Genomic DNA, 15,710 nt, shown 5'->3' with positions numbered 1-15,710 from the left:
ACATAGCAAGTTCATACGCACGCCCATTATCATTTTAATGTTTAACATTCCTAGCAGGAACCTTTCTTGGCCATAAACTGTAACTAAAGCTTATCAAAAAATCGATTCCGAGTATCATTCCCCACACTTTGATCAGATTATTGAAGACAGCTGTACGTTCAGCATCTCCAATCAACCATATCATGGCGAATAGAAAAGCACTTCCTATAGCCCAAGCCAATAGATGTCTAAACCATCCACTACGCTCACGACTCGCATGTTCTCTACCATATAACTTACTGCTGCGAGGGTTTTCTCCACCCTTAAACCAATATAGGAAATATCGATCCGCCCAAGCGATCATCTGATGACCATAAGCAATGCTTACTCCTATATACACCGCAGCTATACCATGAATCATACTTGCTGTAGCTCCTCGCTGTAGATCCATAACTGTAGCAACCAGCAATAACAGATCAATAACCGGCGTGACCGTTAACAAACCGATGCCTAACCGCTTCATGCCAAGGAGATACCTGACGCTCAGACCCGCAAACACAAATACCCAAAAGGCAATCTCACAACCTATAATGAAATAACCAATCATTTCAGTCTCTCCTTTTTTTGATACAAATGTATTAAATATAATTTAGCACGTATGTATTATAATAATCAACAATGATATAATACATCTATGCCTAAAATTGTTGATCATGATAAACAACGTGTGCTCGTAGCCGAGGCAGCTTGGCGTATTATACGAAGAGATGGCATGGAACAGGCCTCTGTTCGGAATATTGCTGAAGAAGCTGGAGTTTCGGTCGGTTCGATGCGTCACTACTTTTCTACACAGTCGGAACTACTACGATATGCCATGAATCTGGTATCCGAACGGGTATCCCATCGAGTCCAAAAAATGACCTTTACCGGCTCTCCCATGGACAATATGAAACGCCTATTGCTCGAATTCTTACCAAACACGGAAGAAAAACTGGCCGAAATGGAGGTGTGGTACGCTTTTACAGCCAGATCGAATACCGATCCTACACTCAAAGAACTTGCTAATACCGTATATGATGAACTCAGACACGCTGTAGGTTCTGTTATCACCTACCTGATGAAGCTCGACCTCTCCAGACCTGATCTGGACAGAGAACTGGAGATTGAGAGATTGTATGCACTGGTGGATGGCTTAGGCATACATACCGTGCTTAGACCGGATCAGATGAATGCCCAGCTCATGGACGATGTTCTCACTTTGCATCTTGCTTCCTTGTGTCGTTAAACCAAAAAAACCGCAGCACATTCGTTGTGACTAAGGCCTGCTACGATAACAGGAGTTAGTTCTGAATGTCTGACGGTTTTTCTTTTTATCCGATAATGATCCGGCCTTCCGGATGACGATACAGTTTCTTCTCTTTGCGCGGACGAAGGGCATACGCGATGGTTAATGGCCCAATCCGACCTACAAACATGGTAAAGGTAATAATGATTTTTCCCCAATTGGTCAACTCATCAGTCACTCCCACAGAAAGACCCACGGTACCGATTGCGGATGCAGCTTCAAACATTAGTGAAAGGAATGGCGCATCCTCTGTCGTAAGCAGAAGCATCACCACGATCATGAATATGATCAGCGAAACCATAATAATGGTCAACGCCCGCATAAGCAGCTCCTTCGGGACACGTTGACGGAAAAATACGATATCCTTATTTCCCCGAATCATGGCATATACTGCACCAATCATAATCAGGAATGTAGTTGTCTTGATCCCGCCCCCGGTCGATCCCGGGGAAGCCCCGATGAACATCAGCAGAATGAAGAAAAATTGGGTAGCCTGCCTCATCTCCGTGATATCGATTGTACTTGTTCCCGACGAGCGTGTAGAGACAGACTGGAAGAAGGACGCATAAATTTTCTCGCTCCAGGTGAGTGAAGCCAGTGTATGTCCATTGGTGAATTCGAAAACAAACAACACAATCGCTCCTATACCGATCAGTGCTCCGGATACAGACAGCACTAGTTTGGACTGAAGAGATAGACGGCGGCGTTTGCGATACTCAAACAGATCATTTAACACAACAAAACCTAGTCCACCAGAGATAACGAGCACGGAAGCAGTCAGGTTGAATATCCAGTCTCCGGTGTAGTATTGAAAGCTATTGCCGAACAGATCAAATCCGCCATTATTAAACAATGAAACTGAATGAAATACTCCATAGTATACCGCCTGCCCCAATGGCATCTCCGTTGCCCAACGCAGCGCCAGTATGACAGCAGCCACCCCTTCAATCGTAAAGGAGAAAATCAACACCTTGCGGATAATGCGTACAATCCCTTCCATACTGTCTGCATTAATGGCTTCTTTGAGTAATAACCTGTCCTTGAGCGAGATTCGCTTGCCCAATACAAGCGCAAAGAGGGTAGCCATGGTCATGAAGCCGAGCCCACCAAGCTGCATCAATACCATAATGACGATCTGACCAAACAAATTAAACGTCGTCCCTACATCCACAACAACCAATCCAGTCACACATGCGGCAGAGGTTGATGTAAAGAGCGCGTCAATAAACGCCAAATGCATACCACTTTGGTTGGAGATTGGCAACATGAGAAGCACCGTTCCAATCGCAATGATAAGTAGAAAACCACCGACCAGAATTAACGGGGGAGATAAGAATTTGGCAAAGTGAAGCCTGAACTTCATGAAGGGCACCTCTTTTAACAAAATACGAACAGGTTATTCTAACCGAAATCCAAGACGCAGTTCCACCATAATGGCTTGCTGTGAACAGGGCGTTCTGACAAACTTTATTTTTGGCGCCTATGTAAACCTAAAGAGGAACTTGCCTCAGCATCATACTGAACGGCAGGTTCCTCTTCTATTATGAACGTATCCTACGTTCCTTATTTAATCTTGCGTACGAGGACGCATGTGTGGGAAGAGCAGTACGTCACGAATCGACGGGGAGTTGGTAAGCAGCATGATCAGACGATCAACCCCGATTCCCAATCCGCCTGTTGGTGGCATACCATATTCGAGTGCACGGATGAAGTCGTCATCCATCTCATGAGCTTCGTCATTCCCATGCTCTTTCTCCAGCATCTGTGCTTCAAAGCGCTGACGTTGATCGATTGGATCATTCAGCTCTGTGAAAGCATTCGCATGCTCGCGTCCAACGATGAACAATTCAAAGCGATCCGTGAAGCGCGGATCTACATCATTTTTCTTCGCCAGCGGTGAAATTTCAAGAGGATGTCCCGTGATGAAGGTTGGTTGAATCAACGTCTCTTCCACAAACTCTTCAAAGAACGCGTTCAGAATATGACCAAATGTCATATGTTTTTCAACCGGAACCTTATGTTCCTTCGCCAAGTTATGTGCTTCCTCATCCGTCATGTGTACGGAGAAGTCTACGCCCACAACTTCCTTAACTGCATCCACCATCGTAACACGGCGCCACTGCGGCGTAAGATCTACTTCATAATCTCCATACTGGATCACTTGCGTACCCAGTACTTCCTGTGCAATATGAGCAACCAGGTTCTCCGTCAATTGCATAATATCCTTGTAGTCGGCATATGCCTCATACAATTCAATCATTGTGAACTCCGGATTGTGACGTGTGGACATACCTTCATTCCGATATACACGGCCGATCTCATATACCTTCTCCAATCCGCCAACAATCAGACGTTTCAGGTGAAGTTCAATCGCAATCCGCATGTACAGTTCCATATCCAGCGCATTGTGATGTGTGATGAACGGACGTGCTGCCGCTCCTCCTGCGATCGTATGCAACGTAGGTGTTTCCACTTCCAGGTATCCAAGGGAATCCAGGTAACGACGCATCGATTGAATGATTTTGGAACGTGCGATAAAGGTCTGTTGTACGTCCGGGCTCATAATCAGGTCAACATAACGCTGGCGGTAACGCAGCTCTACGTCAGTGAGACCATGGAATTTATCCGGAAGCGGATAGAGCGATTTGGACAGCACTTCAAGATCTTTCACTTTGACAGAAGTTTCACCTGTTTTGGTCTTAAAGATCACACCCGTTACCCCAACGATATCGCCAAGGTCCAGCAGGCTAAATGCCGCATACTTATCTTCAGGCACGCTATCCTGACGAACATAGATCTGGATTCTGCCGCTCAGGTCCTGAATATGTGCGAAGCTTGCTTTACCCATTCCCCGCTTCGCCATAATCCGTCCGGCAATACTGACTTCGATGTGCTTCTCTTCCAGCTCTTCCTTGGTCAGTTCTTCATACTTCTTCAGAATGGAGCCGGCTTCTTCGGTACGTACGTATTTTTGGCCAAAAGGGTCGATTCCCAATTTGCGGAGCTCGTCCAATTTGTCACGGCGAATTTGTAAAAGCTCGCTAAGTTCGGTTTCCTGATTCAAGACTTCATCCGTCATGATCTGTATTCATCTCCTTATTTACATTGCAGGCATCCCGTGAGGACACTCTTCCTCAAATGTTGAAAAAGCTTCCCTAAGGAAGCTTTTGTTTACCGTGCCCAACTGCTTCGTTACTATAGCTTTTTAATATCTACAATTTTATATTGAATTACGCCAGCAGGCACACTTACATCAACCACTGTACCATTTTTCTTGCCCAGGATCGCTTTACCAACAGGGCTTTCGTTTGAGATCTTGTTCTGAAGTGGGTTAGATTCAGCAGAACCTACAATTGTATATTCTGTGATATCACCGAATTCCAAATCTTCCACAGTAACTGTTGCACCTACACTCACGACATCGGTGTCAATCTCATCACTGTTAATAATGCGTGCGTTCCGAAGCATTTTCTCCAAAGTAATAATACGACCTTCAATGAAAGCCTGTTCGTTCTTGGCATCTTCGTATTCAGAGTTCTCACTGATATCTCCATACCCGATGGCTACCTTAATCCGTTCAGCCACTTCGCGGCGCTTCACTGATTTCAATGTTTCCAGTTCTTCTTCCAGCTTCTTAAGTCCCTCTGGTGTAAGGATAACTTCCTTGTCGCTCATCTCAACCGATTCTCCTGTCATGGGAATAATTTGGATTGTACGGCAACGGAATCAGTGCCAATTACATAGCTCCGCCCGCATACATCTTCAAAACTATATGAAGTTCTCCAGAGAAATAGAATATTCCTCCTGATGACTAGCCTTTAATTAACGCACATGGCGAATTTATACTGTGAAAGTATAGGGGAACGATCTCGAAAAGTCAATGTTACGTCCTCTATAGCTGTAAACGTTTTACAGTCTTAATTACGATGCACTTCCGGCAATTACCGGTTCTGACTCCAAATTGCCTTCGCTTTTCAGCTGACTCACAAAGTTCTCCAGAATCTGTACCATCTCATCACGCTTGGTACCTTCCATAATAACGTCCTTAATGCGGGCAGACCCTTTCAAGCCTTTCAAATACCAAGCCAGATGTTTACGCATCTCGCGTACAGCAACCGTCTCATTCTTCAATGCGATCAGGCGATCCATATGCAGGATCGCAACACGGATCTTCTCTTCGCCATTCGGGTCAGGAAGCAATTCCCCCGTGCTTAAGTATTGAATGGTACGATACAGCATCCATGGGTTACCCAGGGCAGCACGACCGATCATAACTCCGTCACAACTCGTTTCATCCAGCATACGGCGTGCATCCTCTGGTGTATGAACATCACCATTGCCGATCACTGGAATAGAGACAGCTTCTTTTACATCTTTGATGTGTGACCAGTCAGCTGTGCCTGTATAAAGTTGCTCACGCGTACGGCCGTGCACACTTACCGCCTGTCCACCTGCACGTTCAACCGCGAGCGCATTCTCCACCGCGAAGATATGCTCGTTATCCCAGCCGATACGCATCTTGACGGTCACTGGCTTCTCAACCGCGTCCACGACAGCGGATACCATCTCATAGATTTTGTTCGGATCAAGCAACCAACGTGCACCTGCATCACATTTCGTCACTTTTGGCACGGGGCATCCCATGTTAATGTCGATGATGTCTGCATTGGTTTCTTTGTCCACGATTTTGGCTGCTTCTACGAGGGAATCACGATCTCCCCCAAAAATCTGAAGGCTCAGCGGTTTCTCACGCTCATCTACAAATAACATCTCACGTGTACGCTGATTACCATGGACAATGGCTTTGCCACTCACCATCTCCGCGCATACGAGGCCTGTTCCGAATTCTTTTGCGATCAAACGAAAAGCCGGATTACATACGCCAGCCATCGGCGCAAGTACGACCTGGTTTTTCATTTCAATGCCACCAATGTTAAGCACGGTAGTCGTTCCACTCCTTTTTTAATTCTGTATAAATCAACGATATAAAGTTCGATCTTTGTGTTGGTTGTTGTAACCATGACGAAACCGAAACGGTCCTAGTTGCCCTGCAACTCCTCAATACTGATTGCCAGCACACCAGCAATTCGATCGAGCTCTTGCTGTGATACCTTACGGTTTCCCCGTTCAATGGTTCCCAGAATAGCCAGCGAGATGCCGGTCTCGGCCGCAAGTTCATGTTGTGTTAAACCTTTCAGCTTCCGGAATGCCCGGATTCGATTGGCCAATTGCATGTTTTCCAAAGCTGTATTCCATCCTTTCCATCCAGTACAGACAACGATGAGTGTACAAAGGTATACAAACCTGAAATCTCGCCCTCCGGTACGATATCCGACAGTGGCACCAGTACAAAAGCCCGTTCGCCCATACGGGGATGAGGCAATTGAAGCAATTCGGTATCTCGCGTCTCACCGTGCATCCAGAGCAGATCCAGATCAACGGTGCGCGGTCCCCAGCGAATATCACGAACACGTCCAAGCCGGTCCTCGATATCCAGTAATTCCGTGAGCAACTGCTCCGGTGTCAGCATCACCTGTACGGCGACTGCCATATTCAGAAACGCAGGCTGATCTACATATCCTACAGGCTCCGTCTCATATAGTGCAGAACAACGCAGAACGGATATATGAGGGTGTTCATCCAGCAAGGACAATGCTTCAAACAGCGTCTGTTCCCGGTCACCCAAATTGGCCCCTAAAGCAATATAAGCCTCTGAAGATTCAGAGGTCGAATGTGCAATCATGATCGGTTCTCACTTTCTTGTGCGGCGAAGCTCTACCGTTACGCCCTCAAAATGAATATCGAATGGCGGATGTGGCTTCGTCACCTTGACTGTCAATGCATTGATAATAGTATAAGTGTCTAGTAAAGAAGATGCAATATGTTCGCCCAAGGCTTCAATTAACTGGAATGATTTATTTTCAACAATCTGTTTTACCAGCTCATGGATCTCTGCATAATTGATTGTTTTGGTTAGATCATCGTTACGTCCAGCTTCACTTAGATCCATATCAATCTCCAGATCAATATAGTACCGCTGCCCAAGCTTCCGTTCTTCTGCAAAAACGCCATGATATCCGTAATACTCCATACGATGCAATACCATTCTATCCATACGATCCGCCTGCCCTCTATATATATATTGAAATAGTTCTCTATTTTGAAGATATCTTTTGCTTTGCCTTTGAAAAAACGCTGCGCTATCACTAGACGGGTCACTCGGACCCGCCAGCATTATTTCTTCCGTAGACCCGGAGACGCATATAACATGGCATCACACATGTCTGCCGTCCGCCGAATCGGCTTCACATCATGAACCCGCACCATCTGGCAGCCTTGGGCAATGCCAAATGCAACGGTCGCAGCCGTTCCTTCCAGCGCATCATCCGCAGTGACATCCAGGGTGTTCTGGATGAATCTTTTGCGTGAAGTGGCTAGCAGGACCGGATATCCCATTTCATTGAGCAAACCGAGCGATGACATAAGCTTCAGATTTTCCTTCAAGTCCTTCACAAAACCAATGCCCGGGTCCAGGATAATTTGATCTGCTTTCACGCCGGCTGTCAGTGCAATTTGAATGCTCTCCTGCAAATCGCTGATGACATCACTCAGATAATCGGTATAGTTTCGCTCCTGCCGATTATGCATCAGAATGATGGGACACCCCAGCTCTGCTGCCGTGCGGGCCATATCTGGATCTGCCTTGGCACCCCACACATCATTAATGATATGGGCACCTGCCAGAATAGCCTGACGTGCAACATCGGCCTTATACGTGTCTACCGATATTGGAATATGCGGCGCTTGCTGATGCAATGCTTCGATAACCGGAATGATCCGGCTCAGCTCCTCATCGGCGCCCACAACCTCTGAACCCGGACGTGTGGACTCTCCGCCGATATCAATCAGGTCCGCCCCGTCCTCCATCATCTGTTTGGCATGCGCAACCGCCCGCTCCACGTTGGTATAACGCCCACCATCCGAGAACGAGTCAGGCGTGACGTTAAGAATGCCCATAATCTGTGTTCTTGTACCCAGCTTCAACTCAGCTGGCCCCCATGTATAGTTCCGTTCATAGATGACAGGTGTAAGTGTCATGAAGTATACCCCGCTTTCTGCCGGTACATACCCAGAAGGACTGCTGTAACCGGGCCTATATGTCCGTTGCTGATTATCGTTTCGGCTCCCTCCTGATCCCGCAGAGTTGTAACCGGAACCAGTTCGGCAACCGAGCCGGTTAAAAATATTTCATCTGCTTGCAGGAGTTCCTCCCAGGCAGCTAACGTTTCTATGCAGGGAATTCCTTGCTGCGTGGCGATCTCAATCACCACAGCTCTAGTGATACCCGGCAGAATGCCGGTTGAGATTGCTGGCGTGTAGAGCACATTTTCCCGTACCCAAAATACATTGCTGACGATCCCTTCCGCTACATGACCATCCCGGGTTAATTGTAACCCTTCCGCACCCTGCACATGCTGCCCGTAGCGGTTCATCTCTCGTTTCGCCAAAATGCTGTTCATGTAATGTAGCGACTTGAGACGCACTTCTCCTTCAGGCGTGTTGCGAGGTGTAGACAACCGTTGAAGCATTTTGCCACTTTCATATAAAGAGGGGGCGGGTTCAGGTAATGCTTTTGCCAGTAAAATATGATTTGGCTTCGAATAGTCACCAGAAGGTAACCCTAGCGGTGCTTCACCGGCTGATACCGTATAACGTACATACGCATCCTGAAGTCCGTTCGCATGCATCAGACGTTCAATCCAATCTGTCACCTCTGCTGCGGTCGTTGTAAAAGGAATGCCAAGTTCCTTACTCCCCGAGGCCATACGCTCCAGATGCCGTTCCAAAAGATATGGGACACCCTGATAGGTCCGAAACGTCTCGAACAACCCAAGTCCGTACAAAAAGCCGTGATCCGTTACAGGAACCACGGCCGCCGCCATATTAACCAACTCTCCGTTTATCGCGGCATATTGCATGTTATACCTTCACCTGTTGGGACAGGAAGTTGCGAAGCATCTGATGACCGTGGTCTGTAATAATGGATTCAGGGTGGAACTGAACACCTTCAATCGCATATTCTTTGTGGCGTAGACCCATAATTTCACCTTCAGCTGTCTCCGCTGTAATCTCCAGGCAGTCAGGCAAGCTGCTGCGCTCCACAATCAGGGAGTGATAACGGGTAGCTGTGAATGGAGATGGCAATCCGGCAAATACCGATGTCCCATTGTGATGCATCTCGGATGTTTTACCATGCATCATGCGCTCCGCACGAATGACATTGCCGCCAAACGCTTGTCCAATGGACTGATGCCCCAGACAAACACCAAAGATCGGAATGCTTCCCTTGAAATGCTCGATGACTGCCAGGCTAATGCCGGCTTCATTTGGTGTACAAGGACCTGGAGAGATCAGAATATGATCAGGTGCCAGTGCCTCTATGCCTGCCAAATCAATCTCGTCGTTGCGGCGAACTTCCACCGTCTCACCCAGTTCACCCAGATATTGAACAAGGTTGTACGTGAAGGAATCGTAATTATCGATAACCAGTATCATATGCCTGCTCCTCCTCATCTTCCGTCAATGCTAATGACGGTTGCTTCGTTTTATTTTAGTTTAACAGCATCTGTTCGCTCCGCTTGTTCTTGTTCAATAGCTCTGCTTGCTTCCGCCTCTTCGCTGTAGTTCACAGCTCTCATCATGGCCCTTGCCTTGTTGCGGCATTCCTTGTATTCCCGATATGGATCGGAATCAATAACAATCCCTGCCCCAGCCTGTACATAACCAATGCCGTCCTTAATGGCAAGTGTACGAATGACAATGTTCAATTCCATGTTCCCACTGTAATCCATCCACCCGATAGAACCCGTATAAGGCCCACGCCGCACAGGCTCAAGTTCCTCGATAATCTCCATGGTGCGGACCTTGGGCGCTCCTGTAATCGTTCCACCCGGGAATGTAGCAGCGATCACATCAAATACGGATAACCCTTCTGCCAGCCTGCCTTCCACTTGGGAAACCAGATGCATGACATGGGAATACTTCTCGATGGTCATCAATTCGGGCACATGAACTGAACCGTAGGCCGCAATCCGTCCGATATCGTTACGTTCCAGATCAACGAGCATAATATGCTCCGCCCGTTCCTTCTCACTACCCAGCAGTTCATCCGCCATAGCCTTATCCTCTGCCTCATCACGGCCCCTTCTTCGAGTCCCTGCGATGGGACGTGCACTGACTCTGCCATTCTCCACTTTGACCAGAAGTTCGGGAGATCCGCTTACCAGTTGAAAGTCTGGACTACGCAGCATACCCATATACGGTGATGGATTCACGAGACGCAGCCATTCATAAATATGCTCAGCGCTTGAATGAAGCCGCTTCTCCTGTCTCAAGGACAGATTCACCTGGAACACATCGCCCTGCCTGATATATTCCTGTACCGTACGCACAGCCTGTTCAAAGTCTTCCTGTGGAAAAGAGGTTTCCCATCCTTCCGATTCCCTTTCCGCATCTTCAGGCTGCGGTGTACGATTTACCTGCTTGTTGCGGCGTTCCAGTGCCTGTTGTTGTTCCTCGGCCTGTGCAGCCCCCATAATATGAAGCCATCTTTGCTGCATCGCTGTCGCTCGTGTTTCTGCCGCTAAATATAGGCTACGGATATCAGTTTCATTCCGGTTAGGCTCTATAGCCAGATGAACCATGCAGAAAAGTGCCTGCTGCTCATGGTCATACGCCCATATTTCTTCAAAACGCATCCACCAATAATCCGGCAGATCCGGTTTATCTTCAGCCAACACTGGAAGCTTCTCCAATGATCTTGCTACATCGTAGCTGAGATAACCTGCGTATCCACCCCCAAAGTCTGGAGCCCCATTAACCTTGGGTGCGCTATACGGGGCAGTCCATCTCTTCAATACATCAAGCGGCTTGCCGTTGTCCGTCGAGGTGGTTCCTTGCGTCACATCATGAATAACCGCTTCTTGACCTTTACCGGAAATTACGGATACCGGGTCTAACCCCAGAAATGTATATCTCCCGCCTTTGCCATTCTCCAGCACAATTGCGTATGGTGACGCCTGCTCCCAGGCTGCCTCCCACGATAACGGTAAACCGCCATGATACGGCCCCTCATCCGACTTGGTGATATAGGGCATCATGGTCCAGCCTTGTTCAGCCCACTCCATCCAGTCGGCGTATGTTGTCATCAGGTGTGTCATTGCGGTGTGCCGCCCTCCATCTGTCGCTAGTTCTATTGTCTGATAGTATACTAAAGCGCCGCCCCTTTTAAAAGCATTACGCCAAAAATCCTCCATACCCGTCATACGGGCAAGGAGGATTGGTTTTGTCATTTGTAGACTTAGCCTTCGAAGTTGTAAAGAGGTGTGCTGAGGTAACGTTCGCCGTTACTTGGCACGATTACGACAACGCGCTTGCCTTCACCCAACTGTTTCGCAACCTGAAGACCTGCACGGATCGCCGCACCGGAAGAAATACCGGACAGAATGCCCTCTTCCTTCGCTACCTGACGCGCCGTCTCGAATGCATCATCATTCTCAATGTGAATGATCTCATCATAGATTTCCTGATCCAGAATCTCAGGGATAAAGTTGGCACCAATCCCCTGGATCTTATGTGGTCCTGGTTTGCCGCCCGCCAGAATTGGCGAAGCTGCTGGCTCAACTGCAACAATTTTAATACCAGCGAAAGCTTCTTTCAGCACTTCGCCTGTACCTGTAATTGTTCCGCCTGTACCAATTCCCGCAACGAAAGCATCCAACGTACCACCCACAGATTGAATCGCGTCCACAATCTCAGGGCCAGTCGTTTCACGGTGGATCTTCACGTTGGCTTTATTTTTAAATTGCTCAGCCATGAAATAGGATGGGTTTTCTTTCAGCAGTTCTTCGGCTTTTTTTACAGCACCATTCATACCTTCAGCTCCAGGTGTAAGCACAAGCTCAGCACCATACGCACGAAGCAAGTTGCGACGCTCCAAGCTCATCGTCTCAGGCATTACAATAACGGACTTGTAGCCTTTGGCTGCAGCCACCATCGCGAGTCCAATTCCCGTGTTACCACTTGTTGCTTCAATAATGGTATCACCTGGTTTTAGCTTGCCTTCTTTTTCCGCTTCTTCCACAATGCTAATTGCGATACGGTCTTTCACGCTCGAACCTGGATTCTGGTACTCCAGCTTCACGAATACTTCAGCACTGCCTTCAGGTACGATACGGTTCAGACGAACAAGCGGAGTACCTCCGATGAGTTCTGTTACGTTATTAACTACTTTAGCCATATGAATGCCCTCCTTAGTGGATGAATAAAACTTGAGTCCTGTTAACCTATACTGTGCGGCCGTTAGCCTCTAGCTGTTATAGAAGAACTGCGGAAATCCTGTTGATCCTATCCCTTACTGCTAAGATTTCTAGACAGGGCGGAGGTTTCCGAAAGTTTCTTTGTTCATAAGTAAATCTTTTATATCCGAGTAAACGAGTAGGTATTTATTATTTTCATCTTATCAACGTTAACCCTTATTGTCAATATGAGTACTCAAAAAAAATACTCTGCCTTTGGCCCTAAGACCGCAGACAGAGTATTTTTATCAAGATGCAGCAGTACGAGACAATCTTCTCCATTGAGTTCAGGAGGCAGGAATCTCGGACAGGATTACGGCTTCATACTTGTTACGCAGCATTTGCTCTACCTGCGGCAACGGATCAGCCTGACTCAGAGCCAGTTGCATTCGAATCTCCTCATGGACCTCTTCAGCCGATTGCACCTGGCGTTCTTCTTTATCATTAAGTCTGATAATAGCATAACCTTCTTCCACTCGAACCGGACCAGCAATATCGCCTACATCCAGCCCGGCAGCGAGTTGAAGGATTTCTTCTGACTGGAATGGATCATTCCGCTCAATCCATCCCAGCCTCCCACCAGCATCACGAGAGAAGCTGTCTGTCGATTGCTTGCGAGCGGCTTCTTCAAAGTCTTCCCCCTTCTCCAACGCATCCAGTAAGGAATCGGCTTCCTCTTCTTCCTTCACTACGATGATGGACAAGTCATATTTCTCGGGGGAAACGTAATCCTCACGGTGTTCAGTCCAGTAATGCTCAATATCTGCATCCTTGATCTGTATGCCAATCGTTGCGATTTTCTCAAGCAGCAGCCTGTAGCCGGCTTCCAATTCAAGTTCCTGTTTTGACAGACCCAACTGGGACTTCATTTCGTCAAAATATGATTTCTCTGAATCGTACCCATCCATCGCGGCGGCAAGTTCTCTTGCAATCTCTTGGGGAGTGACGATCAGCTTGCGTTCAATTGCTTCGGCATATACTGCTTTACGGTTTAACATCTGGAGTAATAACTCACTGCCGTAACGTCGTTTCAGCGCATCTGTCCACTCTTTGTCCGTGATAACTTCTCCGTTGATCGTCGCTACGGTGCTTCCTTCTTCCGTATTGGCATCATGGGATGCATCTGCCTCGTCTTTGCCCTGTCTGAGACCATGCATAGCCATCACTGTACCCATGACCAGCATGCCTAGCGTCAAGACAATTACAGCCGTCCACAACCCTTTTTCCTGTCTTGTCATTCCGCATCCCGTCCCCGCATAGATCAGTTCTTGGCTTGCTCTAGGATGGTCTCAAGTTGTTCTTTGTTAAAGTCATAGGCTTCATTACAGAATTGGCAGACCACTTCAGCTCGGCCCTCTTCTTCAATTAATTGCTCCATCTCCGTTTGGCCCAGGCTGATTAGTGTCTTCTCTACCCGCTCACGTGAACACTCACAGCTAAAATGAATATCCAATCCTTCCATCACTTGTACATCTGGCAACAATCGGCGAAGCAACTCTTCCAATTCAAGCCCCTGCTCCAGCAACGTCGTCACTGGCGGCAACGTACTAATGGCGTTTTCGATCGCCGTGATCTCTGGATCTGTCAATCCCGGCAACAGCTGCATAATAAATCCACCTGCGACAATAACGGAATTATCCGTATCAACGAGCACACCAACGCCTACAGCAGAAGGTGTTTGCTCCGATTGAGCAAAGTAGTACGTGAAGTCTTCGCCCAGTTCTCCTGAAATAATAGGCACACTGCCACGATATGGTTCTTTCAGTCCCAGATCCTTCGTTATATTGATGAAACCTTCCGTTCCAACCGCGCCTGCAACGTCCAGTTTTCCCACACTATTACTTGGCAAATGTACATGTGGATTAGAAACATATCCTCGTACTTCGCCTTTCGCATTAGCATCAGCTACAATCTGTCCAATGGGCCCATCACCGTTGACTTGTACCGTTAACTTCTCTTCACCTTTGAGCATTGCACCCATAATGGCTGCTGTTGTAACCGTACGCCCCATGGCAGCTGTAGCCGTGGGAAACGTATCATGTCTTCTGCGTAGTTCCTCAACCAGTTCCGTAGTCTGGATAGCAAAGGCTCTTACCTTTCCATTCATTGCTGTACCACGAATTAACCGGTCATGCTTGTTGTTGTTTTCCAAGTCATTCAGCCTCCTTTGGCGTATCGCCATAATAGTAGTAACACAGAAAAAACGGCACAACACTTAAGCTGTAATCTCAGCCCGCTGTATGCCGTCTCTATGCTCACCTTTCCCGGTTCCGCTCATATATAATACGCAGCCCTTCAAGCGTAAGCAGCGGATCAACTTCCTCTATACTACGGGTTTCTTCTGCGATAAGTGTAGCGAGACCACCCGTCGCGATAACTCGGGGCTTCGCTCCCATCTCCTCGCGAATACGTTCTACAATACCATCTACCTGGCCTGCATAGCCATATATAATACCCGCTTGCATGGCATGAATAGTATTACGGCCAATGACCTTTTTAGGTTTCTCCAACTCTATACGAGGCAGCTTCGATGCCCGCTCATAGAGCGCTTCAGTGGCAATCTGAATGCCAGGTACAATAGCTCCCCCCAGATAGTGACCTTTCTCGTCAATACAGTCAAAAGTCGTTGCGGTTCCGAAATCGACCACGACGAGAGGGCCGCCATACTTCTCAACGGCTGCTACTGCATTAACAATACGATCTGCACCCACTTCACGAGGGTTCTCGTATCGCAGGTTCAAGCCAGTTTTGATACCAGGCCCGACGAGCAAAGCTTTTTTGCCTACATACTTCTCACACATCGCTTCGATTACATTCACCAGTGGCGGAACCACAGATGAGATGATGACACCTTCGATGTCACTTGCCCTGATGCCGGACATATGAAATAAATTATAAATCAATACGCCGTATTCATCCACTGTTGACTGACGTGATGTACTCAGACGAAAGTGGTGCAGCAATTCCCGGCCTTGATATACGCCGAGCACCATATTGCTGTTCCCCACGTCTACAACTAGAATCAAAGA

17 protein-coding genes are annotated in these 15,710 nt (G+C 47.6%); 1 reads left to right on the top strand and 16 read right to left on the bottom strand.

Annotated elements, in window-relative coordinates:
• Positions 1-34 precede the first annotated feature (34 nt).
• Positions 35-586, bottom strand: a complete 552-nt coding sequence (locus V6669_RS00400) for a hypothetical protein (protein WP_338589784.1) — start codon at positions 584-586, stop codon at positions 35-37.
• 87 nt (positions 587-673) lie between these two features.
• On the opposite strand from V6669_RS00400, the gene V6669_RS00395 reads away from it, so the two are divergent.
• Positions 674-1,264, top strand: coding sequence for a TetR/AcrR family transcriptional regulator (locus V6669_RS00395; RefSeq protein ID WP_338589782.1), 591 nt, complete (start codon positions 674-676; stop codon positions 1,262-1,264).
• An 85-nt stretch (positions 1,265-1,349) separates the two neighbouring features.
• Here V6669_RS00395 and V6669_RS00390 read toward each other — a convergent pair whose 3' ends face one another.
• From V6669_RS00390 to V6669_RS00320, 15 genes are all read right to left on the bottom strand, one after another.
• Positions 1,350-2,687 (bottom strand): TrkH family potassium uptake protein, encoded by a 1,338-nt coding sequence (locus V6669_RS00390; RefSeq protein ID WP_338589780.1) that lies wholly within the window; start codon positions 2,685-2,687, stop codon positions 1,350-1,352.
• 204 nt (positions 2,688-2,891) lie between these two features.
• A complete protein-coding gene (lysS, locus tag V6669_RS00385; protein WP_338589778.1) occupies positions 2,892-4,403 on the bottom strand; it encodes a lysine--tRNA ligase in 1,512 nt (503 codons plus the stop codon).
• Positions 4,404-4,519: 116 nt separating this feature from the next.
• Positions 4,520-4,999: a transcription elongation factor GreA gene (gene greA / locus V6669_RS00380; RefSeq protein ID WP_076216743.1), complete on the bottom strand. Its 480-nt coding sequence runs from the start codon at positions 4,997-4,999 to the stop codon at positions 4,520-4,522.
• A gap of 246 nt (positions 5,000-5,245) precedes the next feature.
• Positions 5,246-6,265 (bottom strand): tRNA dihydrouridine synthase DusB, encoded by a 1,020-nt coding sequence (gene dusB / locus V6669_RS00375; protein WP_338589775.1) that lies wholly within the window; start codon positions 6,263-6,265, stop codon positions 5,246-5,248.
• Positions 6,266-6,363: 98 nt separating this feature from the next.
• Positions 6,364-6,567, bottom strand: a complete 204-nt coding sequence (locus tag V6669_RS00370; protein ID WP_026081371.1) for a helix-turn-helix transcriptional regulator — start codon at positions 6,565-6,567, stop codon at positions 6,364-6,366.
• On the bottom strand, positions 6,519-7,067 hold the full coding sequence (gene folK / locus V6669_RS00365; protein WP_338589772.1) for a 2-amino-4-hydroxy-6-hydroxymethyldihydropteridine diphosphokinase: 549 nt from the start codon (positions 7,065-7,067) through the stop codon (positions 6,519-6,521). Before folK ends, V6669_RS00370 begins: the two co-directional genes overlap by 49 nt.
• A 9-nt stretch (positions 7,068-7,076) precedes the next feature.
• Positions 7,077-7,439, bottom strand: a complete 363-nt coding sequence (gene folB, locus V6669_RS00360; protein ID WP_062838071.1) for a dihydroneopterin aldolase — start codon at positions 7,437-7,439, stop codon at positions 7,077-7,079.
• 119 nt (positions 7,440-7,558) lie between these two features.
• Positions 7,559-8,422 (bottom strand): dihydropteroate synthase, encoded by an 864-nt coding sequence (gene folP / locus V6669_RS00355; protein WP_338589769.1) that lies wholly within the window; start codon positions 8,420-8,422, stop codon positions 7,559-7,561.
• Entirely contained in the window at positions 8,419-9,303 is an 885-nt protein-coding gene (locus V6669_RS00350) for an aminotransferase class IV (protein ID WP_338589767.1), read from the bottom strand. Before V6669_RS00350 ends, folP begins: the two co-directional genes overlap by 4 nt.
• A 1-nt stretch (position 9,304) precedes the next feature.
• Positions 9,305-9,880: an aminodeoxychorismate/anthranilate synthase component II gene (gene pabA, locus V6669_RS00345; protein ID WP_124118817.1), complete on the bottom strand. Its 576-nt coding sequence runs from the start codon at positions 9,878-9,880 to the stop codon at positions 9,305-9,307.
• 50 nt (positions 9,881-9,930) lie between these two features.
• Positions 9,931-11,544, bottom strand: a complete 1,614-nt coding sequence (locus V6669_RS00340; RefSeq protein WP_338589763.1) for an anthranilate synthase component I family protein — start codon at positions 11,542-11,544, stop codon at positions 9,931-9,933.
• Between the two features lie 140 nt (positions 11,545-11,684).
• Entirely contained in the window at positions 11,685-12,623 is a 939-nt protein-coding gene (cysK, locus tag V6669_RS00335) for a cysteine synthase A (protein WP_169483011.1), read from the bottom strand.
• Between the two features lie 345 nt (positions 12,624-12,968).
• A complete protein-coding gene (locus V6669_RS00330) occupies positions 12,969-13,919 on the bottom strand; it encodes a peptidyl-prolyl cis-trans isomerase (protein WP_338589758.1) in 951 nt (316 codons plus the stop codon).
• Between the two features lie 23 nt (positions 13,920-13,942).
• Positions 13,943-14,863 carry an Hsp33 family molecular chaperone HslO gene (hslO, locus tag V6669_RS00325; RefSeq protein ID WP_091039125.1) on the bottom strand — a complete coding sequence of 307 codons (921 nt, stop codon included), beginning with the start codon at positions 14,861-14,863 and terminating at the stop codon, positions 13,943-13,945.
• A 73-nt stretch (positions 14,864-14,936) separates the two neighbouring features.
• Entirely contained in the window at positions 14,937-15,707 is a 771-nt protein-coding gene (locus V6669_RS00320) for a type III pantothenate kinase (RefSeq protein WP_036606111.1), read from the bottom strand.
• Positions 15,708-15,710: the final 3 nt, after the last annotated feature.

Origin of the sequence: Paenibacillus sp. Y5S-9 (genome assembly GCF_036894235.1) — a bacterium.
In the GTDB taxonomy this organism is placed as follows: domain Bacteria; phylum Bacillota; class Bacilli; order Paenibacillales; family Paenibacillaceae; genus Paenibacillus.
This window is presented reverse-complemented; position numbering and strand designations above follow the sequence as displayed.

Coding starts and splice junctions, on each gene's coding strand:
- V6669_RS00400 (WP_338589784.1), bottom strand. CDS start 586: ATGATTGGTTATTTCATTATAGGTTGTGAGATTGCCTTTTGGGTATTT.
- V6669_RS00395 (WP_338589782.1), top strand. CDS start 674: ATGCCTAAAATTGTTGATCATGATAAACAACGTGTGCTCGTAGCCGAG.
- V6669_RS00390 (WP_338589780.1), bottom strand. CDS start 2,687: ATGAAGTTCAGGCTTCACTTTGCCAAATTCTTATCTCCCCCGTTAATT.
- lysS (WP_338589778.1), bottom strand. CDS start 4,403: ATGACGGATGAAGTCTTGAATCAGGAAACCGAACTTAGCGAGCTTTTA.
- greA (WP_076216743.1), bottom strand. CDS start 4,999: ATGAGCGACAAGGAAGTTATCCTTACACCAGAGGGACTTAAGAAGCTG.
- folK (WP_338589772.1), bottom strand. CDS start 7,067: ATGATTGCACATTCGACCTCTGAATCTTCAGAGGCTTATATTGCTTTA.
- folB (WP_062838071.1), bottom strand. CDS start 7,439: ATGGATAGAATGGTATTGCATCGTATGGAGTATTACGGATATCATGGC.
- folP (WP_338589769.1), bottom strand. CDS start 8,422: ATGACACTTACACCTGTCATCTATGAACGGAACTATACATGGGGGCCA.
- V6669_RS00350 (WP_338589767.1), bottom strand. CDS start 9,303: ATGCAATATGCCGCGATAAACGGAGAGTTGGTTAATATGGCGGCGGCC.
- pabA (WP_124118817.1), bottom strand. CDS start 9,880: ATGATACTGGTTATCGATAATTACGATTCCTTCACGTACAACCTTGTT.
- V6669_RS00340 (WP_338589763.1), bottom strand. CDS start 11,544: ATGACACACCTGATGACAACATACGCCGACTGGATGGAGTGGGCTGAA.
- cysK (WP_169483011.1), bottom strand. CDS start 12,623: ATGGCTAAAGTAGTTAATAACGTAACAGAACTCATCGGAGGTACTCCG.
- V6669_RS00330 (WP_338589758.1), bottom strand. CDS start 13,919: ATGACAAGACAGGAAAAAGGGTTGTGGACGGCTGTAATTGTCTTGACG.
- hslO (WP_091039125.1), bottom strand. CDS start 14,863: ATGGCGATACGCCAAAGGAGGCTGAATGACTTGGAAAACAACAACAAG.